Below are 19,751 nucleotides of genomic sequence, written 5' to 3'. Positions count from 1 at the left end.
CCCCGGTTTTTCTGTGGGGTTGGCCTCCCCCCGGCGGGCTTCTTTGTTATCTCTCCCCCTCTCCCCAAGATCCAGGGGCATCTACTCACTTCTCGGTTGCGCCGATCGTCACCACTGCGCGTTGGCCGCGAGCTCCAGCGCCACGTCCTGCCACCACGCCCCGGCGGCGGGGCCGCCGTTGCAGGCACCGTCGCTCTCGCCCGGCAGCTTGACCCACAGGAGCGCGGCCAGGTGGGTGCTGTCGTCGACGAGCCGTGGTCGCTCGCCGAGGGCACGGCCGCGGGGGTTGCACCACTCGCCGTTCGACCCGTTGCCGTTGCGCGACGTGTCGATCACGAACGGCTTGCCACCGACCACCGCCGACACCTGCTCGCCGTAGGCGCGCGACTCGGCCGTGGTCCGGTAGTTCGAGGTATTGAGCGCGAACCCCTCGGCATGATCGAAGCCGACCTGCTGGAGCCGGGAAGCCACCTCGCCGGCACTCAACCAGGCTGAGTGCCCGGCATCGATGTAGACGTGCGCGCCGGCCTCGCTGAGCACCTGCGCCGCATAGCGCAGGTATCCGACCCTGTCTCCCTGCCCGGAGCAGTCGCCGAGCTGGGCGAGGGCGTCGGGCTCGAGGACCACCCAGGGCTCGCCCTGGATCCCCGCCGCGACGGTGTCGATCCAGCGCGCGTACTCGCTCGTGCCCACACCCCCTGCGGAGTGGTTGCCGCAGTCGCGTCCGGGGATCGCGTAGACCGTCAGCAGGGGCGTGCGGCCCGCAGCCACGGCGCGACCCGTGTAGTCCGCGACCTCGTCGCGGGCGTGCGCGGCGTCGTCCCAGTTCCCCACCCAGTACGACTGAGGGGTCAGGGCGATCTTCTCCAGCAGGGTCCGCGTGGTGCCGGAGGACGTGCTCCAGGCGGTGTACGCCTGGGTCGTGGTGTCGACGTAGAGGGCGGACGGCGTCGACGGCCCGGACGTGGGCTCATCGGTCGGCGTCGGCGTCGGCGTCGGCGTCGGGGTGGGCGTGGGCTCCTGCGTCGGTTCCGTCGTCGGCGTGACCTTCCCCGTGCACACCGTGCCGCCGAGCGAGAACGACACCGGGACCGAGTTGGCGCCCTGCCATGACCCGATGAAGCCGAACGACGCGCTCGCCCCGGTCGCGAGCGACCCGTTGTGGGCCACGTTGCGGACCACGACCGAGCTGCCGGCCTGCTGCGCGGTGCCGTTCCACGCCTGGGACACCTGTTGGCCGTCGGCGAAGGTCCAGGCCAGCTCCCAGGAGCTGACGGGCGAGCCGAGGTTGGTGACGTCGACGGTTCCCTGGAACCCGCCGGTCCAATGGCTCGAGACGGCGTAGTCGACGCGGCACCCGTTCGTGGGCGCGGCCTGCGCGGCCGTGACCGCGCCTGCGGCAGCCACGACCAGTCCGACGGCGACCGCGGAGGCGGTCAGTGCTGTGCGCGTTCTGGGGTCTGGCATGGTCCACCGTTCCTCGCCGTGCGGGACGGTCGGCCTCGTCGCCGTCCGCCGTCCGGACGCGCTGCCGGGGGCGGCGTCGGACGGCTCGAGGGTAGGTCCGGGGTCCGGGCCCCGGGCAGGGGGTGAATCGTTTAGGTCAGCCCTGCTCGCGCCGTCCCGCGCCCGCCCAGAACGAGGTTGCGGCCGCTATCCGACGGACAACGACCGCAACCTCGTTCTCGGCAGCCCGAGCGAACCCGGACTCAGTCCAGGTACTCGCCCACGAGCTGCTCCGCGATACCCGTGTACGTGCCCGGGGTGAGGTCCGTGAGGCGGCGCGTGACGTCGTCGGGCAGGCCGAGGCCCTGGACGAACTCCCGCATCTCCTCGCCCGTCAGGCGGTGCCCCCGCGTGAGGTCCTTGAGGCGCTCGTACGGGTTCTCCATGCCGGGGACGCCCGCGACCGAGGCCGCGCGCATGGCCGACTGGATGGGCTCGCCGAGCACCTCCCAGTTGGCGTCGAGGTCCGCAGCGAGCAGGTCTGCGTTGACCGCGAGGGCGCGCAGGCCGCGCGAGACGTTGTCCACCGCGAGCAGCGAGTGGCCGAACGCCGGGCCGATGTTGCGCTGCGTCGTCGAGTCCGTGAGGTCGCGCTGCAGGCGCGAGGTCACGAGCGTCGAGGCGAGCGTGTCGAGCAGCGCGCAGGAGATCTCGAGGTTCGCCTCGGCGTTCTCGAAGCGGATCGGGTTGACCTTGTGCGGCATGGTCGAGGACCCCGTCGCGCCTGGCACCGGGATCTGCTTGAAGAAGCCGAGCGAGATGTACGTCCACACGTCGGTGCTGAGGTTGTGGAGGATGCGGTTGAAGCGGGCCATGTCGCTGTAGAGCTCGGCCTGCCAGTCGTGCGACTCGATCTGCGTCGTCAGCGGGTTCCACGTGAGGCCGAGGCTCTCCACGAAGGACTTCGAGACGGCCGGCCAGTCGACGCCCGGGACGGCGACCGTGTGCGCGCCGTAGGTGCCCGTCGCGCCGTTGAGCTTGCCGAGGTACTCGGCGCCCTCGATGCGGCGCAGCTGGCGGCGCAGGCGGTGCGCGAGCACCGCCAGCTCCTTGCCCAGCGTCGACGGCGTCGCGGGCTGGCCGTGCGTGCGGCTCAGCAGCGGGACGGCCGCGTGCTCGCGCGCCATGTCCGCGAGCTGGTCCGCGAGGGCCGTCGCGGCGGGCAGCCACACGTCGCGCACGGCGCCCTGCACCATGAGCGCGTACGACAGGTTGTTGATGTCCTCGCTCGTGCACGCGAAGTGCACGAGCTCGCCCGCGGACGGCAGGACCGTGCCCTCGCCCAGGACGCTCGGGGCGGCCTCGAGGCGACGCTTGATGTAGTACTCGATCGCCTTGACGTCGTGGACCGTGACGCGCTCGATCTCGCCCAGCTCGGCGATGCCCGCGGCGTCGAAGTCCGTGACGATCGCGCGCAGGTACGCCTTCTCGGCGTCGCTCAGCGTGGGCGCGCCCGGGACCACGGGGCCCTCGGTGAGGGCGATGAGCCACTCGACCTCGACGTGGAGGCGCTCGCGGTTGAGCGCGGCCTCGCTCAGGTGGTCGACCAGGGGCGCGACGGCGCCGCGGTAGCGCCCGTCGAGCGGGCCCAGGGCGATGGGCGGGGTGATGTCGGCGAGCGTGGCGCGCTGGGAGGTGGTCACAGGCGCGGCGGAGTCGGCGGAGTCCGTAGGCATGGCGCCATTCTCCCACGCGTGCCCGACGGCGGAGCGGGCGTCTCGTCGTCAGCTTGGGCACGGGCGGGGCACTGCTGAGCGCGTGCACCCGGGCCGTGCACAGGCCCGCTGGTGACGTCCTTTCCCACAGCCGGGCCGGAGGGGCGGGCGGACTCCCGGCCCGCGTCCTTACGGTCGTCGCATGTCGACCTTCTCCGCCCTCCCGGGAGCCACCCCCGCCTGGTCTCCCGCGCTCGACGTGGTCGATCCACGACCCGAGCTGCAGCAGGCTGCCGCTCAGGCGGCCGCAGCGATCCCCCTCGTGGACCAGAGCACCACGATCGCCTGGCGAGGCGAGGCGTCCGAGGGCTACCGCGCCCTCGTCGAGGAGGCCGTCCGCGAGCTGCACCGCGTGGACCGGGTCGCGGACGGAGCCGTGGGTGCGGCCACGAGGTACGTCCGGACCGTCGAGGCCGCGAACGCCGAGGCGAGCCTGCGATGAGCGGGACGTCCGACCCCACCGCGGGGATCGTGGTCTCAGGGGGCGTCACGTTCGTGGAGACCGCGGACCTGGTGGCGGCCGCGCTCGTGGTCGGAGTGGCCGCGCAGCGCGTCGAGGCCGCGCTCGTCGGAGCACGGCGGGCGCAAGGCCTGGTCAGCGGGCTGCTCTCCGGGCCCTCGTCGTCGGTGCGCTGGGTCGACGGCACGGCCGCGTGCTACGCCGGGCAGTCCCTGCTCCGTGGCATGCCGGGCTCGTGGGCGCCGGTCCCGGTCGAGGTCCTCGCGGCCCGCGCGGCGCTGCTCGACGAGATCGTGGCTCTGACCGAGGCGCTGGTCTCGGTCGAGGGGATGCTCCAAGGCCTCGTCGACCGGCTCAGGAACGCCGCCGGGATCTACGAGGAGGGTGAGTCGGGTACTGAGGCGTTGCTGTCGTGGCTCGCGAGGGTGCCGGTGGCGGGGGTCGGGGTCTTCGTCGGCATGGGGATCGTGAGCGTCAGGAACGGGTTGGCGACAGGTCAGGGCTTCCAGCCGGCGCGTCTCCTCACGGGTTCGGGCGCCTACCACGACGAGATCGTCCAGGGGGCGAGCGTGGGCATCGGCCTCCTGGTTCCCGGAGCGGCCCTGACGGGGCAGTCGAGCGTGGGCCGGGCCGCGGGGGCGCTGCGCGGGGTGTCGCAGCCGTACCGGGGGTTGTTCGCCCCGGACGTCACGACGACCGAGCTCACGGGGGACGCCCTGCCCGTGGGGTTCGCCAAGCCGGTGGCGCACAGCGCCGAGGCGCTGCTGTCGGGGATCGACGTGGTCTACGGCAAGGGCAACGACCTGCCCGACTCGGTCGTGTCGGTCGAGAGGTACGTCGGAGCGGACGACCGCGCGACATGGGTCGTGACCGTACCGGGCACGCAGCTGGGGAGCTCGACGACGCCGTTCAGCATGACCTCCAACTTCGACCTGGTGCAGGGCGCCGACGCCGACAGCACGGCGTTCGTCCTCGAGGCCATGCGGCAGGCCGAGATCCCTGCGGGCGAGGAGGTCCTGATCGTGGGGCACTCGCAAGGAGGCATGGTCGCGATGGCCGTCGCGACCGCGGTGACGGGCACCGCCGCCGGGACGGGAGCAGCCGCGGCGACGGGTGGCGCGAGCGGCCCCCGCTACGACGTCCGGCACGTCCTGACCGCCGGCGCCCCCGTGGGAGGTGCGACCCTGCCCGCCGGGGTGCGGGGCACGCACGTCGAGATCGAGCAGGAGGGCGTGTCCCAGCTCGACGGCACCGACAACCCCGTCGGCCGGGACCGTGTCACCGTCCGGGCGGACCTGGAGGCGCAGGGGGCTCCCGGCACCGGGGGGAAGGTGCCGCACGGTGTGCCGTTCCACGTCGAGGTCCTCGGGCGGGCGCGCGAGGTCGGCCAGCCCGGGCTCGCCGACAACCTCGCCGCGATCGACGCGGCCGTGTCGGGGGAGCGTGTCGAGGCGCGCTACTTCCGCGGGACGCTCGAGCTCGATCCCGCTGCTGCGGCGCGCGCCCTGACCCCGCCCGGGGTGGCCGGGTTCGTGGAGGGGCTCGAGAGGTCGCGCAGTGGTTGAGGGACGTCCACGGCGGTCCGCCGTGGACGGTTCAACGAGCCAGCTCGACGCGGGAGACGAAGCGTCTCTGCCCCGGGGTCTCGACCGCCCGCTCGCGGTAGTGGGCGCGCACCCAGGCGACGGCGTCGTCGGCCGGGATCCCGGCGAGCCGGGCGAGGATCGCCATCGCGGTGCCGGTGCGGCCCGTGCCGCCGTCGCACGCGATCTCCACCCGCGACGAGGCCGAGCGTTCGAACGCGTCCCGGAGCGCTGCGACCGCGTCCGACGACGAGCGGGGGAGGCGGAAGTCCGGCCAGCTGATCCACCGCGACTCCCACGCGACCTCGACGTGCGGCCGCGCAGTGAGATAGAGCCCGAGCTCCGGGGCCTCGGTCAGGTCAGGCGGCCCGGCGTGCAGGCCACGACCGCGAACACGTCGTCCACCCGGCAGGACGACGAGTCCTGCCGTGGTGTCGCTCCACAGGCTCATGGGTGTCCATCTCCACGGTCGGTACCGGGCAGCGCCGGGGCCGGGGCCGGGTGCGGGGACGGGGCACGGCCCGCGCCCGCCCCTGGACCCGGCGGTCGGTCAGACCCGCGCCTTGGGTGCGACCACCGCGGAGATCGCGAAGTTCAGGACGCCGATGATCAGCGCGGCGAGGAGCGCCCACCAGAACCCGCCGTCGATGCGGATGCCCCAGTCCGTCTGCTCGGTGATCCACGCCGTGAGCATCAGCATGAGGGCGTTCACGACGAGCGTGAACAGGCCCAGCGTGAGGATGTAGAGCGGGATCGAGATGATCTGGACGATCGGCTTGATGATCGCGTTGACCAGCGAGTAGATGAGGGCCACGGCGAGGACGATCACGATCTGGCCGCCGACGGTGTCGGAGCCGACGATCTCGAAGTGGCTGCTCATGAACAGGCTCGTGAGCCAGATCGCGATGCCGGTGACGATGACGCGGATGACGAAGCTCATGCGTGTCATCCTGCCACCGCCCGCTGTGAGAGGTCTCCCGTACACGCGGTCGCGCCGATCCGGCCCCCGCGGCCGGCCACGCCTCGCGCCGTACCCCGGCCCGCCGCGCCCGGCCCGCGAGGTGAGCGACGCCGTCGGGCTGCGGGACGGGGTGGCATCCTGGTGGGCGTGACCAGCCCCACGCCCTCCGTGCCCACGTCCGCAGCAGCGTCAGCGTCCCAGGCCCTCCGCGTGCCCCTCCGTGCCGCGGTCGCCGCCCTGCCGGCCTACGTGCCGGGCGCGCGCCTCGCGCCCGGGTCGAGCGCGTTCAAGCTGTCGTCCAACGAGAACCCGTACCCGCCGCCCGCCGCGGTCGTCGCGGCGATCGTCGACGCGGCCGCGGACACCAACCGGTACCCCGACATGTACGCGACCGACCTGACCGAGGCGCTCGCCACGGACCTGGGGGTGGACGCGGCGCAGGTCGTCGTGGGCAACGGCTCGGTGGCCGTCCTCGCGCACATCCTGTCGGCCGTCGTGGACGCGGGCGACGAGGTCGTCTACCCGTGGCGCTCGTTCGAGGCGTACCCGATCGCGGTCGCGGTCGCGGGCGGCACCTCGGTGCGCGTGCCCGTGACGCAGGACGGTCGCCTCGACCTGCCCGCGATGGCCGCGGCGATCAGCGACCGCACGCGCGTGGTCCTGGTCTGCACGCCCAACAACCCGACGGGCCCGGTGGTGCACGCCGACGAGCTCGCGACGTTCCTCGCGTCCGTGCCGGGCGACGTCCTGGTCGTCCTCGACGAGGCCTACCTCGAGTTCGTGCGCGACCCGCAGGCTCCCGACGGCCTCGCGGTCCTCGCCGCGCACCCCAACGTGGTGCTGCTGCGCACGCTGTCCAAGGCGTACGGCCTGGCGGGGCTGCGCGTGGGCTACGCGGTCGCCGAGCCCGCGCTCGCGGTGGGCATCCGCGCGGTCTCGACGCCCTTCGGTGTCTCGCACGTCGCGCAGCGCGCGGCGCTCGCGGCGCTGTCGGTCAAGGACGAGCTGCTCGAGCGCGTCGAGCACCTGGTCTCGCGGCGCGAGCGTCTGGTCGAGGGGCTGCGCGACCAGGGGTGGGACCTGCCGGAGACGCAGGCGAACTTCGTGTGGTTCCCGCTCGGCGGCCCGACGGCGGAGCTCGCCGTGGGCGCGTCGGCTGCCGGTCTGCTGGTGCGCCCGTTCGCGGGCGAGGGCATCCGGGTGAGCGTGGGCGAGGAGGAGGCGACCGCGGCGTTCCTGCGGGTCGCGGCAGGCTGGCGGTAGCCGGTACCTGTTGCCGGAGGGGTCCACCGAGAGAAGACTCGCGTCATGGACACTCCCTCGGTCGACCAGATCCCGGACGAGTACAGCTGGCTCTTCGGCACTGCCGCCCTGATCATCTGGGCTGCCGTCGCGATCATCTTCCTGATCGCCTACATCCAGATCATCCGCAAGGCCGGCTACTCGGGGTGGTGGGTGCTCGTCGGGATCGTGCCGCTGCTGAACATCGTGATGTTCCTGGTGTTCGCGTTCTCGACGTGGCCCGTCACGCGAGAGCGTGACGCCCTGCGGGCGCAGGCCGGGTACTCCGGGACGTACCCGCCGGGCTGACCCCCACGTCTCGGTGGGCAGACCCCCGCATCGCTCGCGCGCCGCGCGCCCGGGGTGGGCCGGGCGGCGCCGGACCTGACGGAATGTGCCAACGATCCGGTCGTCCGTGCCCGGTGAGACCTGGAAGTGCCCCTCGGGCGTTTGGAGGGAACCTCCAAAGACGGGCGGGCCAGGTTTGTCCTCCAATGGCGGAGGAAGCTACGCACTCGTAGCCTACGCTTGCGTAAGCTACGGTAACGTAGGTTCGGTCGGAGACGACCGAGGACCGACCCCCCGAGCGACCCGGGCCCCCGCCTCCGGCCGCACCCAAGGAGAGCGTGTGAACCAGCAGAACACCGCCGTTGCAGCAGATCCCGAGGTCGGGTCCTCCGCTGACCCGCAGATCGACACCGGGGCAGGTCTCCCGGTCGACGCGGAGCTCCTGCAGCTCCTGACCCCGGCCGGCGAGCGGGTCGAGACCCCCGAGAACGCGGCCTACCGTGAGCGCGTCGCCCACCTGGACGCCGACGCCCTGCGCGGCCTGTACCGCGACATGGTCCTGACCCGGAGGTTCGACGACGAGTCCACGTCGCTCCAGCGCCAGGGCGAGCTCGGGCTCTTCCCGCAGTCGCTCGGCCAGGAGGCCGCGCAGATCGGCTCGGGCCGCGCGCTGTCGCCGCAGGACTACGTCTTCCCGTCCTACCGGGAGCACGGGGTCGCCCACACGCGCGGTCTCGACCTCGCCGACATCCTGCGCCAGTTCCGCGGCGTCGACCACGGCGGCTGGGACCCGGACGAGCACAACTTCCACCTGTACACGCTCGTGATCGGCTCGCACACGCTCCACGCGACGGGCTACGCCATGGGCGTGCAGCGTGACGGCCTGGTCGGCACGGGCGACCCGACCAAGGACACCGCGGTCGTCACCTACTTCGGTGACGGCGCGACGTCCCAGGGCGACGTGAGCGAGGCGCTGGTCTTCGCCGCGGTCAACAACGCGCCGCTCGTGCTGTTCTGCCAGAACAACCAGTGGGCCATCTCCGAGCCCACGACCAAGCAGTCTCGCGTGCCCATCTACCAGCGCGCGCACGGGTTCGGGGTCCCGAGCGTCCGCGTCGACGGCAACGACGTCCTCGCGTGCTACGCCGCGACGGCCGAAGCGATCGAGCGGGCCCACTCCGGTGGCGGCCCCACGTTCATCGAGGCCTACACGTACCGCATGGGCGCCCACACCACCTCGGACGACCCCACGCGCTACCGGACCTCCGAGCAGGAGGCGCTGTGGCGTCGTCGGGACCCCATCGACCGCCTGCGCCTCCTCCTCGAGGCCGAGGGCGCGTGGGACGAGCAGTGGGCCGCGGACCTCGCGGCCGAGGGCGACGCGCTCGGCGAGCGCCTGCGGACGTTCGTCCGCGGCCTGGGCCGCCCCTCGACCGAGTCCATGTTCGACCACGTCTACGCGACCGAGCACTCGGTCGTCACGGCCGAGCGCCAGTGGTTCGAGGAGTACGAGGCGTCCTTCACGGACGACGGCGCGTCCCGCACGCACGACCAGCACGGAGGAGCACGATGAGCGCGCCGACCACCACGGCAACCACCACGTCCCGCCTCACGCTGGGCAAGGCCATCAACGAGGGCCTGCGCGCGTCGCTCGCGAGCGACCCCAAGGTCCTGCTCATGGGCGAGGACATCGGCCCCCTCGGCGGAGTCTTCCGCGTGACCGACGGCCTCCAGGCGAGCTTCGGCGAGGACCGTGTGGTCGACACCCCGCTCGCCGAGTCGGGCATCGTCGGCACGGCGATCGGGCTCGCGCTGCGCGGCTACCGGCCCGTGTGCGAGATCCAGTTCGACGGGTTCATCTTCCCGGCCTACGACCAGATCACGACCCAGCTCGCCAAGATGCACTACCGCTCGCGCGGGCGCCTCCAGCTCCCCGTGGTCATCCGGGTGCCGTTCGGCGGCGGGATCGGCGCGGTCGAGCACCACAGCGAGAGCCCCGAGGCGCTGTTCGCGCACACCCCCGGGCTGCGCGTCGTGTCGCCGTCGACCCCGCAGGACGCCTACTCGATGATCCGCGAGGCCATCGCCTCGCCGGACCCCGTGCTGTTCTTCGAGCCCAAGGGCCGCTACTGGGACAAGGGCGACGTCGTGCTCGACGGCCCCGTGGGCGACTCGACGCTCAACTCGGCGGTCGTGGTGCGCGAGGGCACGGACCTGACGCTCGTCGCGTACGGCCCGACCGTCCCGACCGCGCTCAAGGTCGCCGCGGCAGCCGCTGCCGAGGGCACGAGCATCGAGGTCGTCGACCTGCGCAACATCTCGCCGCTCGACACCGCGACCGTCGTCGCGTCGGTCCGCAAGACCGGGCGCTGCGTCGTCGTGCACGAGGCTGCGACGTACCTCGGCTCAGGAGCCGAGATCGCCGCGCGCGTGACCGAGGAGTGCTTCTACTCGCTCCAGTCGCCCGTGCTGCGCGTAGGCGGTTTCCACACGCCGTACCCCGTCGCCAAGCTCGAGCACGAGTACCTGCCGAGCCTCGACCGGGTCCTCGACGCGGTCGACCGCGCCATGGCGTTCTAGGCCCGGTCCCGCCCGGCCCGTCGCACCACCCCCAGACCACAGCACCACGATCACCCGAGGAGCAGGCAGTGCCCACCTTCGAGCAGTTCAAGCTCCCTGACGCCGGCGAAGGACTCACCGAGGCGGAGATCGTGCAGTGGCACGTCGCCGTGGGTGACGAGGTCACGGTGAACCAGACGATCGTGGAGATCGAGACGGCCAAGTCGCTCGTCGAGCTCCCGTCGCCCTACACGGGCGTCGTCGCCGAGCTGCTCGTCGCCGAGGGGGACACGGTCGAGGTCGGCGTCCCGATCATCGTGGTCGACACCGACCCGTCGGGCGCCGCGTCGGCCGGTGCCCCGGCCGCGGAGCCTGCGGCAGGGGAGGCGTCGGGCAGCGGCGCGGTCCTGGTCGGCTACGGCGTCGCCGAGCAGGCGAGCGCGCGTCGCCCGCGCCGCGGGGCTGCCGCGGCCCTCTCCGGCCCGACGGCGGAGCCCGCCCCTCCCGTCGTCGCACCTGCCGCGCCCGTCGCGGTACCGGCGGCCGCAGCGCCCGTGCGACCTGCGCCGTCGGGCCCCATCCGTGCCCTGGTCTCGGCCGCGACCGCCGGACGCACCGTCCTCGCCAAGCCCCCCGTGCGCAAGCTCGCCCGTGACCTGGGCGTCGAGCTCGCGTCGGTCCCCGCGACCGGTCCCGGCGGGATCATCACGCGCGAGGACGTGCTCGCCTACAGCGCGCGCTCCGAGCCGCGCACGCTCGCGACCTACGCGGGCGACGACTCGCCGTGGCTCAACGACGCCGGTACGGGGTCGTCGGTGACCCCCGACGGACGCCAGACGCGCGTGCCCGTGAAGTCGGTGCGCAAGCGCACGGCCGAGGCCATGGTCCAGAGCGCCTTCACGGCCCCGCACGTGACCGAGTTCCACACGGTCGACGTCACCAAGACCATGAAGCTCGTCGCGAAGCTCCGCGAGGACCGCGAGTTCAAGGACGTGCGCGTCACGCCCCTGCTCATCACGGCACGGGCCCTGCTGCTCGCGGTCCGCCGCCACCCGGACATCAACGCGAGCTGGGACGAGGCCGCGCAGGAGATCGTCTACAAGCACTACGTGAACCTGGGGATCGCGGCCGCCACGCCGCGCGGGCTCGTCGTGCCCAACATCAAGGACGCGCACCGCCTCGACCTCAAGGGGCTCGCGCAGGGCCTGTCCGACCTCACGGCCACCGCTCGCGCCGGGCGCACCACGCCCGCCGACATGTCCGACGGGACCATCACGATCACCAACGTGGGCGTGTTCGGGATCGACACCGGCACCCCGATCCTCAACCCGGGCGAGGCCGCGATCCTCGCGTTCGGCGCGATCCGCGAGCAGCCGTGGGTCCACAAGGGCAAGATCAAGAAGCGCTGGGTCACGCAGCTCGCGCTGAGCTTCGACCACCGCCTGGTCGACGGCGCGCTGGGCGCCTACGTCCTGAGCGACGTCGCGAAGATCCTCGAGGACCCGGCCCAGGCGCTCGTCTGGGGCTGACGGCGGACGCCGGTCATTCCGTGTCCTCGGGGGAGGGGTCGGGGATCTCGCCGGGCCGGTAGCCCGGGAGCCGGCTGGCGGGCAAGATCGCCGTGGCGCTGATCGCGGCGAGGACGAGCAGCCCGATGCGCAGGGTGTCCAGGCGCGCCTGCTCGTTGAGGGCGACGGCGGCGTCCACCTGGGCGGTGCTCGCGTCCGTGGCCGCGAGGACCTCGCGCAGGTCGTCGTTGCTGACGAAGTTGACCGAGTCGAGGTCGACCTGGGCGACGAGCGAGGGGGGCAGCTCGGGGTGCTCGACGACCGCGCGTCCCACCGAGATCCCGAGGATCGTCACGAGCATGGCACCGACGACGGCCGTGCCGACGGCCGAGGCGAGGTTCTGCGTGGTGCCGCGGATCGATCCGACGTCTCCCGCGAGGGTCTTGGGGACCGAGGTCACGAGGACGTTGAACACGAGCGTGACCAGCGCACCCTGCCCCACCCCGAACACGAACAGCCCCAGGATCGTCGGGAGGGTCTCCCAGTTGTTCGTGACCACGAGCGCGAGCCAGGCGAGCCCGACCGTCGTGAGGACGAAGCCGAAGACGCCGATGACCCGGGGGCTGAACCGTCCGTAGAACCGCACGACCAGGGTGGCGGTGACGAACACGGTGAGGTTGAAGGGCATCATCGCGAGCGCGGTGTCGAACGGGGTGCGGCCCTGCACGATCTGGATGTAGAGCGGCACGGTGAAGTTCAGGGCCGCCTCGAGCGCGACGACGATGAACATCGCGTACACCGCGGCGCGCTCGCTCGAGGCCCCCAAGACGCTGAGGTCGACGAGCGGGACCTTGCCGGCCGCGGCTCGCCGTCGTGTCCACCAGAAGAAGGTCTGCCCCAGGACGACGCCCACCACGACGAACAGCGGTGCGGGCGAGACCCCCAGGACCGAGAAGGGCGCCTCGGGCGTCGCGTAGAGCAGCCCCCAGGCGTTGAGGTTGTTGAAGCCCAACGTCAGGAGGACGATCGCGGCGCCGATGAGCACGGCAGCGACCAGGTCGATCCTGATCCCGGGGTCGCCGCGGTCCGAGCGCAGGCGGAAGCTGAACACGAAGACGGCCACCGCGAGCGCGAGCACGATCCCGAACACGGGCCGCCATCCCACGAGCGTGCCGAGCGCGCCGCCGATGAAGAAGGCGCTGACCCCGGAGATCGCGCGGGCCGAGCCGAGCGACCCGATCGCGGTCGCCTGCTGGGCGCCGTGGTAGTTCTCCGCGATGAGCGCGACGAGCGCCGGCACGATGATCGCGGCCGAGGCCCCGGCCACGGCCTGGCCCGCGATGGCCCAGCCGACCGTCGGGGAGAAGATCATCATCAGTGCCGAGGCGGCGAAGGTCGCGACCACGACGCGGAAGACCACGACCCACCCGATGCGCTGGCCGAGCTTGGCACCCGTCATGACGAGCGCCGCGACGGCGAGCCCGTAGACGACGATGGTCGAGCTCACGACCGTCGGAGGGACGCCGAACTCCTCGACCATCCCGCCCAACGAGACGGGCAGGGCCGCGACGTTGAAGGACATGAGGACCTGGGCGAGGAACAGCCCCACCATCGGGACCCACGACCGGCGTTCCTCGACGGTCGTTCCTGCGGCTGCATCGGTTCGGCTCATGCGGAGGGCTCCGTTCGTTCGGGCACGTGCACGGAAGACGCGAAGAGGTTCAGGCCCAAGGCCCGGGACAGGTAGGCCGTGGCTCGCTGCCCGCGGACGCTGTTCCCGGCGGGGTCCAGGAGCGGGGAGAAGGTGCCGATCGCGCCCTTGCCGGGCGCGACGGCGACGATCCCGCCCGAGACGCCCGACTTCGCGGGGAGCCCGATCTCGAAGAGCCACTCTCCCGAGCTCTCGTACATCCCGGTCGAGGCCAGGACGGCGAGGGTGTCGCGGCACACCTGCGCCGAGACCACGCGTTCGCCCGTGACCGGGTTGACGCCCCCGTCCGCGAGCGTCGCGCCCATGACCGCGAGATCGCGGGCGCTGACCCGCAGCGCGCACTGCCGCGTGTACACGTCGACCACCTCGAGGGGGTCGGTCCGGATCCGGCCGTAGCTCTCCAGCAGCCGGGCGATCGCCTTGTTGCGCATGTTCGTCTCGGCCTCCGAGCGGTACACGACCCCGTCGAGCTCGAGCTGGCGCCCGGCGAACCGTGACAGGCCCGTGCGGACGTTCTCCCACTGCTCCGCCGGCGTCGCACCGGGCATCAGGGCCGTCGTGGCGAGCGCCCCCGCGTTGACCATCGGGTTCCGGGGGTGCCCGTCGTTGAGCTCGACCGCCATGACCGAGTTGAACGCCAGGCCCGTGTTGTTCACCCCGACGCGCTCGAGCACCTCCTGGTGCCCGTACGCCTCGCACACCAGCGCGTACACGAACGCCTTGGAGATCGACTGGACCGAGAACTCGACGTCGGCGTCCCCGACGGCGTGCACCTCTCCACCCGACTCGGCCACGACGACGCCGAAGAGCCCCGGATCCACCTCGGCGAGCACGGGGATGTAGTCCGCCACCTGACCGCCGTCATGGGCACGACACCGCTCGTGAGCCGCGTGCACGAGCCGTTCGACCTGGTCCCACCCCGGCAGCGTCCCCGTCGCCACCTCCTGCTCGACACCGTCGACGTCCGTCGCCAGGTCCATCGCCTCGCCCCTCTCGAGTGCTGAGAACTGCCCGGGCCTCTGTCTTTCTACACCCTCGACGTCCCGAGCGGGGCGTGAGGAGACGACACGCGCCGAGAGCCCGCGCCCTGCCTGTCGGGGGTGGTGCCCGACCGAGGCGCGACATCGACCGGCCGCCGAGCCGACGGCCGTGCGCTCCGGACGCCGACGCGCCAAGATCGGTGCGTGGAAGCCTGGATCGTCGAGAACGAGCTGGTCCTGACGTTCGTCCTGAACTCGCTCATCGCGATCGGGACGCTCGCTGCCGTGGTGGCCTCATGACGTTCTCCGACGCGGCCGGTCGGTGCTGGGAGCGGGACGCGCACGGGGTGCTCGTGCGACGCGCCGACCTGGACGCGGTGCATCGTCGGGTGACGGGGCCGTGACCTGGACGCGCACGGCGGCCCGGTGAATACCTACCACCGGTTGCCCACCCCGTTCCTCGGCCTGAGACTGTCAGCACCCACCGAGGAAAGGGCGTGACATGACCAGCGAGACCCCTCTGTCCGGACGAGCGGCGGCGCCTCCGCGCAGGCGACTGGTCGCCTCGACGTCGGTGCTCGTGCTCGGTGCGGTGATGACCTTCGGGGCCGCGGCCCTGGGTCCGTTCGTCGCCCCTGCCGCGGCCGAGCAGCTGCCGACGTGCCCGGACGGTGACAGCGACGGGACCGTCGGGCCGCCGTTGTTCACGGACAACGCCGTCGCGGTCTACGTCGGCGGTGACTTCACCGCGAACGAGGACGCAGCCGAGTCGGAGGGCCTGCTGGTCGTCCACGGGAACGCGAGCTTCGAGCGGGACGGGATCTTCAACGTCGGCGTCGTGGGCGCAGGGTCCGGCTCGGTGCCCACGCCCGGCTCGACCATGCTGGCCGTGGGCGGTGACCTGACCATCGGTCCGACCTCGGCCGTGGACGTCGGCGCGGGGACCGCGGGAGGGGGCGCCGTGCACGTCGGCGGCACGATCGACGGTGACTCCCGGCTCCTGACGAACGGTGCGGGAGCCATCGAGAACATGGGGCAGGGCCCCGCGCTGTCCCCGTACGACCCGGACGTCTTCCCCCAGGAGATGATCGACGTCTCGGCCGAGATGGCCGCGTTCGCTGCGAACGGCACGGCGGCCCGCACGGGTGACACGGTGATCTTCACCGCGGGGGCCGACGACCCGGCCCACCCGGGGCTCCAGGTGTTCGAGGTCGACGCCGCGACGCTCGACGGCTCGAACGCTATCCAGTTCAACGGCATCCCCGGCGGCGACTCGATCGTGGTCAACGTGACCGGGGGGCCCGTGACCTTCTCGCCCCAGGACTTCACCGCGGACGGCGTGCGGGTCGACGCGTTCGGCTTCCCCGGGTTCGGGGCCTTCGCGTCGAGCCTGCTGTGGAACTTCACGGGCGACACGCAGGTGTCGATCGGCCAGAACGGTCAGTTCATGGGGTCGATCCTGGGCCCGGAGATCGACCTCACGGCGACGACCAGCACCAACGGCCGCATCCTCGTCGGTGGTGACCACACGATGGGCGGAGCGGGCACCGAGCACCACAACTACCCGTGGAACTACGCGTTCCCGTGCGAGGACGAGGTCCCGCCGATCCCGACCGAGGTCGGGTCGGTCAGCGTGACCAAGAGCGTGACCCCCGGGTCCGGGCTCACGGACCTCGTCTTCACGGGCTCTGCCCGCTGCAGCCTCCCCGGAGGTGCGATCTTCGTGACGCGCTGGGCCGTCAAGGCCGACGAGGTCACCGTCTTCGGCAACATCCCCCTGGGCGAGACGTGCGTGATCCTCGAGGACCTCAGCGGGGTGTACCAGGAGGTCGACGGTGAGCTGGTCCTGGTGGACGTCGGGGACCGGCGATGGGCCGAGCCGGTCTTCACGATCGACGGTGAGGCCACCAACGTCTTCACGATCACCGAGGACGGGCAGGAGATCACGATCGGCGTCGTCAATGCGTTGCTCGGCACGGTCGACGTGACCAAGGTCGTGTCCGGTCCCGCGGGCGGGTACGTGGGGGACCGGAGCTTCGACGTCGACTGGCAGTGCTCGGCCGGCGCCTACGTCGACGGAGTCGCAGTCGATCCCGCGGTGTCGTCGGGCACCGTGAGCGTCGCCGCCGGGGCGACGGCTCGCCCCACGGTGGACGGCAGCGAGGCCTGGTTCCCGGTCGGGAGCACGTGCACCTTCACCGAGGCGGCGCTCACGACCGAGCCCGGTGACTTCGCCGGCACCACGTACGAGTGGTCGGGGTCCACGGTCGACCCGAACCAGGTCGTGATCGGTACCGGGGAGAGCGGGATCGTCGGGGTGACCGTGACGAACACGTTCGTCAGCACGATCGGCGGCTTCTCGATCGCCAAGGCCCTGACGGGCGAGGGCGACGCGCAGGTGCCGGACGGCACGGTGTTCACGGTGCGCTACACCTACGAGGTGAACGGGACGACGGTCAGCCAGGACGTCCAGGTGCCCGCCGACGGGACGCTCGTCACCGGACCCCAGGACCTGCCCGTGGGCACGGTCGTCACGTTCGAGGAGATCTCGTTGCCGGGGATCGCGGGCATCACGTGGGGCACGCCCACGATCACGGTCGACGGCCGGGCGACCAACCGGCTCGTGGTGGCGGGGGGAGCCTCTGCCGAGGTGGTCGTCACGAACACGGCTGACGTGGTCCCGACCCCGACGCCCACCCCGACGGTCCCGACCACGCCCGGCGACGACCTCGCCTCGACGGGCGCCGACGTCGCGCTGCTCGCGGGCGTCTCGGTCCTGTTCGTCGCGATCGGCCTCACGATCGTCGCGGCCCGTCGCCGGCACCTCGCGGGTCGCGAGTAGGTCCGGCGTCGAGGCACCGTCCTTCCGTACCGGGCTCCACCGGGCGGAAGGACGGTACCTGCCCGTCCTGGGGCGGCTCGCTGCCGGATGCCCCTCCCGGGGCGCCGACGGCGCGAGGTGCTACCCGTGGCCGGTCGTCGCGTGCCAGCGGTCCTGCGTGTCGTACGGGAGCTCGTCGTCGTAGTACCAGCCCTCGGGCATGCGGGAGGGGTCGAACCACACGTGCCCGCCCCGGGTCCAGCGGCGGCGGTACGCGATGATCCGCTCGGGCGTGGTGTCCTCGACCCCGCTCTCGGCCCCGCAGCAGTCGCAGATCGCGTGCGTGGGTCCGTCGAGGGTCCAGCCAGGTTCCTCCAGGTCCCACGCGCACACGCGGCACAGCGTCGCGCGGTTCTCGACGTCGCCGGGGCCGTCGGCCCGAGCGAGCCGGACGAGTGCCGAGAGGGCGCGGAGGGGGTTGGCTGCTGCGAGTGCTGCGATTCTCTGACGCGGCATGCGCGGATCCTTCTGCTCGATCTCGACCGTCGGACGTCGGTCCGACGGCGGGCCGTCGTCGTCCGGGTCCTCGGAGAGCGCCCGCTCCAGGGGTGGACGACGCGTGGGCTGGCGTGAGTCTAGACCGCGAACATGTGGACCGGACAGGATGAAACGCCGGACTCCTGCTCGTGTCTCGAAGGCATGCGCCACCGACCCCCGCGACAGGTCGAGCACGAGGGTGGGGCTCCCTCTCACAGCCGCCGGGCAGGGGCTGTGCGCAAAGCCTTACGGCAGGGAAACGGTCGGCTCGCCCCCGGGAAACACACGTTTCCTACCGTCACGGGTACTGGTCGAGCACCGCTCGACGCTCCAGGTCACCGCTCCAGGAGGCGCCATGTCCGTCCCCGCAGGTCCCCCCTCGCAGGCCACGACCACGACCGACCACCCCGCCACCGACCACCCCGCGCCCGCGCTCGCGTCGGTCGCTGCGCCGTCGGGCACGGACGGACGGCCCGGCACCGCCGCAGACCCCGCGGCCCGGAGCGCCCCGCGCCGTCGCGGGCGCTGGATCGACGACTGGGACCCCGAGGACCCCACGTTCTGGCGCGACGGCGGACGCAAGGTCGCGACGCGCAACCTGGGGATCTCGGTCTTCGCCGAGTTCCTCGGGTTCGCGGTCTGGGCCCTGTGGTCGATCGTCGTCCCGCAGCTCGGCGCAGCCGGCTTCACCTTCACCGTGGACCAGCAGTTCTGGCTCATCGCCGTCCCCAGCCTCGTGGGCGCCACCCTGCGCATCCCGTACACCTTCGCGGTCCCGCTGTTCGGCGGTCGCAACTGGACCGTCGTGTCGGCGCTCCTGCTCCTGGTGCCCACGGTCGCGCTCGCCGTCGTCGTGCAGAACCCCGAGACGCCGTTCGGCGTGATGCTGCTCGTCGCGGCGCTCGCGGGGGTCGGCGGCGGAAACTTCGCGTCCTCCATGGCCAACATCTCGTTCTTCTACCCCGAGAAGGAGAAGGGCCGGGCGCTGGGCCTCAACGCCGCGGGCGGGAACCTCGGGACGGCCGCGGTCCAGCTCGCGGTGCCGCTCGTGATCGTCGCGGGCGCGGGCATCGCGCTCGAACGCGCGGGGCTCATGATGATCCCGTTCATCCTGCTGGCGGCGTTCCTCGCGTGGCGGTACATGGACAACCTGTCGCACGCCAAGGCCGACTTCCGCTCGTTCGCCGCAGCGACCCGCAACCGGCACACGTGGATCATCTCGTTCCTCTACATCGGGACGTTCGGCTCGTTCATCGGGTACTCGGGTGCGTTCCCGACGCTGCTCAAGAACCAGTTCCCCGAGGTCACGCTCTCGATCGCGTTCCTCGGCGCGCTCGTGGGCTCGGTGTCCAGGCCGCTCGGCGGGACGATCGCCGACAGGGTGGGCGGGGCCCGCGTGACGATCGCGGCGTTCGGCGTCATGGCCGTCGGGGCGTTCGGTGCGATCCAGGCGCTCGAGTCGCACAGCTTCGGGTTGTTCTTCGGGTCGTTCCTGCTGCTGTTCGTCGCGACGGGCGTCGGCAACGGCGCGACCTACCGGATGATCCCGGCGGTCTTCTCGGCCTCGGGCGAGCTCGCCGCCGAGGTTCTGCCCGACGACGAGCGCGCGGCCCACCGCACCCGGGTCCGCAAGGCGGCCGCGGGCTGCATCGGCATCGCGGGGGCCATCGGGGCGTTCGGCGGCTTCCTCATCCCGCGCGGCTTCGCGATCTCCAACGACCTCGCCGGGTCGCTCGTCCCGGCCCTGTGGATCTTCATCGGCGTCTACGCCGTCATGGCCGTGGTGACGTGGGCCGTGTACCAGCGTCGGGGTGCGCCCATGGCCGCGGCCGGGATCTGAG

At 72.2% G+C, this 19,751-nt stretch carries 16 protein-coding genes; 9 read left to right on the top strand and 7 right to left on the bottom strand.

The genetic code is table 11. From position 1 onward, the window contains the following. Positions 1 to 108 precede the first annotated feature (108 nt). Together ACFWFR_RS00745 and purB are read right to left on the bottom strand one after the other, a co-directional pair. On the bottom strand, positions 109 to 1,467 hold the full coding sequence (locus ACFWFR_RS00745; RefSeq protein ID WP_377620523.1) for a glycoside hydrolase family 6 protein: 1,359 nt from the start codon (positions 1,465 to 1,467) through the stop codon (positions 109 to 111). A 242-nt stretch (positions 1,468 to 1,709) separates the two neighbouring features. Next, positions 1,710 to 3,182: an adenylosuccinate lyase gene (gene purB, locus ACFWFR_RS00740; protein ID WP_377620521.1), complete on the bottom strand. Its 1,473-nt coding sequence runs from the start codon at positions 3,180 to 3,182 to the stop codon at positions 1,710 to 1,712. Positions 3,183 to 3,363: 181 nt separating this feature from the next. Here purB and ACFWFR_RS00735 point away from each other — a divergent pair, with 181 nt between their 5' ends. Together ACFWFR_RS00735 and ACFWFR_RS00730 are read left to right on the top strand one after the other, a co-directional pair. After that, a complete protein-coding gene (locus tag ACFWFR_RS00735; RefSeq protein ID WP_377620519.1) occupies positions 3,364 to 3,663 on the top strand; it encodes a hypothetical protein in 300 nt (99 codons plus the stop codon). Then, positions 3,660 to 5,246 (top strand): hypothetical protein, encoded by a 1,587-nt coding sequence (locus tag ACFWFR_RS00730; protein WP_377620517.1) that lies wholly within the window; start codon positions 3,660 to 3,662, stop codon positions 5,244 to 5,246. Before ACFWFR_RS00735 ends, ACFWFR_RS00730 begins: the two co-directional genes overlap by 4 nt. Before the next feature lie 31 nt (positions 5,247 to 5,277). On the opposite strand, the gene ACFWFR_RS00725 is transcribed toward ACFWFR_RS00730, so the two are convergent. After that, a complete protein-coding gene (locus ACFWFR_RS00725) occupies positions 5,278 to 5,715 on the bottom strand; it encodes a protein-tyrosine phosphatase family protein (protein WP_377620516.1) in 438 nt (145 codons plus the stop codon). Between the two features lie 99 nt (positions 5,716 to 5,814). After that, entirely contained in the window at positions 5,815 to 6,204 is a 390-nt protein-coding gene (locus ACFWFR_RS00720) for a phage holin family protein (protein ID WP_377615311.1), read from the bottom strand. A gap of 168 nt (positions 6,205 to 6,372) precedes the next feature. Here ACFWFR_RS00720 and hisC point away from each other — a divergent pair, with 168 nt between their 5' ends. From hisC to ACFWFR_RS00695, 5 genes are all read left to right on the top strand, one after another. Beyond that, positions 6,373 to 7,488 carry a histidinol-phosphate transaminase gene (gene hisC, locus ACFWFR_RS00715; protein WP_377620514.1) on the top strand — a complete coding sequence of 372 codons (1,116 nt, stop codon included), beginning with the start codon at positions 6,373 to 6,375 and terminating at the stop codon, positions 7,486 to 7,488. Positions 7,489 to 7,533: 45 nt separating this feature from the next. Continuing rightward, positions 7,534 to 7,815 (top strand): hypothetical protein, encoded by a 282-nt coding sequence (locus tag ACFWFR_RS00710; RefSeq protein ID WP_225220546.1) that lies wholly within the window; start codon positions 7,534 to 7,536, stop codon positions 7,813 to 7,815. 382 nt (positions 7,816 to 8,197) lie between these two features. Next, positions 8,198 to 9,367 carry a pyruvate dehydrogenase (acetyl-transferring) E1 component subunit alpha gene (pdhA, locus tag ACFWFR_RS00705; RefSeq protein ID WP_318244623.1) on the top strand — a complete coding sequence of 390 codons (1,170 nt, stop codon included), beginning with the start codon at positions 8,198 to 8,200 and terminating at the stop codon, positions 9,365 to 9,367. Beyond that, entirely contained in the window at positions 9,364 to 10,374 is a 1,011-nt protein-coding gene (locus ACFWFR_RS00700) for an alpha-ketoacid dehydrogenase subunit beta (protein WP_191805146.1), read from the top strand. Before pdhA ends, ACFWFR_RS00700 begins: the two co-directional genes overlap by 4 nt. A gap of 68 nt (positions 10,375 to 10,442) precedes the next feature. Next, positions 10,443 to 11,882 (top strand): dihydrolipoamide acetyltransferase family protein, encoded by a 1,440-nt coding sequence (locus ACFWFR_RS00695; RefSeq protein WP_377620512.1) that lies wholly within the window; start codon positions 10,443 to 10,445, stop codon positions 11,880 to 11,882. 13 nt (positions 11,883 to 11,895) lie between these two features. On the opposite strand, the gene ACFWFR_RS00690 is transcribed toward ACFWFR_RS00695, so the two are convergent. Both ACFWFR_RS00690 and glsA read right to left on the bottom strand, forming a co-directional pair. Continuing rightward, positions 11,896 to 13,533, bottom strand: coding sequence for an MFS transporter (locus tag ACFWFR_RS00690; RefSeq protein WP_377620511.1), 1,638 nt, complete (start codon positions 13,531 to 13,533; stop codon positions 11,896 to 11,898). Beyond that, on the bottom strand, positions 13,530 to 14,552 hold the full coding sequence (gene glsA / locus ACFWFR_RS00685) for a glutaminase A (RefSeq protein ID WP_377620510.1): 1,023 nt from the start codon (positions 14,550 to 14,552) through the stop codon (positions 13,530 to 13,532). The genes ACFWFR_RS00690 and glsA overlap by 4 nt, the downstream gene beginning before the upstream one ends. A 502-nt stretch (positions 14,553 to 15,054) precedes the next feature. Between glsA and ACFWFR_RS00680 the strand changes: the two genes are divergently transcribed. Then, positions 15,055 to 17,394 (top strand): choice-of-anchor A family protein, encoded by a 2,340-nt coding sequence (locus ACFWFR_RS00680; RefSeq protein ID WP_377620508.1) that lies wholly within the window; start codon positions 15,055 to 15,057, stop codon positions 17,392 to 17,394. Between the two features lie 120 nt (positions 17,395 to 17,514). Here the strand turns inward: ACFWFR_RS00680 and ACFWFR_RS00675 are convergent, their stop codons facing one another. Continuing rightward, the gene (locus ACFWFR_RS00675) at positions 17,515 to 17,889 is read right to left on the bottom strand and encodes a hypothetical protein (protein ID WP_377620506.1); all 375 of its coding nucleotides are present in this window, start codon (positions 17,887 to 17,889) and stop codon (positions 17,515 to 17,517) included. A gap of 376 nt (positions 17,890 to 18,265) precedes the next feature. Here ACFWFR_RS00675 and ACFWFR_RS00670 point away from each other — a divergent pair, with 376 nt between their 5' ends. Then, positions 18,266 to 19,750, top strand: coding sequence for an MFS transporter (locus ACFWFR_RS00670; protein ID WP_377620504.1), 1,485 nt, complete (start codon positions 18,266 to 18,268; stop codon positions 19,748 to 19,750). Position 19,751 lies beyond the last annotated feature (1 nt).

The sequence above is a fragment of the Oerskovia sp. NPDC060287 genome, from assembly GCF_042726775.1.
Lineage (GTDB): Bacteria > Actinomycetota > Actinomycetes > Actinomycetales > Cellulomonadaceae > Oerskovia > Oerskovia merdavium.
Note: the sequence above shows the minus strand (reverse complement) of the source record. Positions and strands in the feature narration are given on the sequence as shown.

What these genes read in the sequence shown, in the direction of transcription:
- ACFWFR_RS00680 (WP_377620508.1), top strand. Translation starts at nt 15,055, where the DNA reads ATGACCAGCGAGACCCCTCTGTCCGGACGAGCGGCGGCGCCTCCGCGC.
- ACFWFR_RS00670 (WP_377620504.1), top strand. Translation starts at nt 18,266, where the DNA reads ATGTCCGTCCCCGCAGGTCCCCCCTCGCAGGCCACGACCACGACCGAC.
- ACFWFR_RS00735 (WP_377620519.1), top strand. Translation starts at nt 3,364, where the DNA reads ATGTCGACCTTCTCCGCCCTCCCGGGAGCCACCCCCGCCTGGTCTCCC.
- glsA (WP_377620510.1), bottom strand. Translation starts at nt 14,552, where the DNA reads ATGGACCTGGCGACGGACGTCGACGGTGTCGAGCAGGAGGTGGCGACG.
- ACFWFR_RS00675 (WP_377620506.1), bottom strand. Translation starts at nt 17,889, where the DNA reads ATGCCGCGTCAGAGAATCGCAGCACTCGCAGCAGCCAACCCCCTCCGC.
- purB (WP_377620521.1), bottom strand. Translation starts at nt 3,182, where the DNA reads ATGCCTACGGACTCCGCCGACTCCGCCGCGCCTGTGACCACCTCCCAG.
- ACFWFR_RS00745 (WP_377620523.1), bottom strand. Translation starts at nt 1,467, where the DNA reads ATGCCAGACCCCAGAACGCGCACAGCACTGACCGCCTCCGCGGTCGCC.
- ACFWFR_RS00690 (WP_377620511.1), bottom strand. Translation starts at nt 13,533, where the DNA reads ATGAGCCGAACCGATGCAGCCGCAGGAACGACCGTCGAGGAACGCCGG.
- ACFWFR_RS00720 (WP_377615311.1), bottom strand. Translation starts at nt 6,204, where the DNA reads ATGAGCTTCGTCATCCGCGTCATCGTCACCGGCATCGCGATCTGGCTC.
- ACFWFR_RS00730 (WP_377620517.1), top strand. Translation starts at nt 3,660, where the DNA reads ATGAGCGGGACGTCCGACCCCACCGCGGGGATCGTGGTCTCAGGGGGC.
- ACFWFR_RS00725 (WP_377620516.1), bottom strand. Translation starts at nt 5,715, where the DNA reads ATGAGCCTGTGGAGCGACACCACGGCAGGACTCGTCGTCCTGCCGGGT.
- ACFWFR_RS00710 (WP_225220546.1), top strand. Translation starts at nt 7,534, where the DNA reads ATGGACACTCCCTCGGTCGACCAGATCCCGGACGAGTACAGCTGGCTC.
- ACFWFR_RS00700 (WP_191805146.1), top strand. Translation starts at nt 9,364, where the DNA reads ATGAGCGCGCCGACCACCACGGCAACCACCACGTCCCGCCTCACGCTG.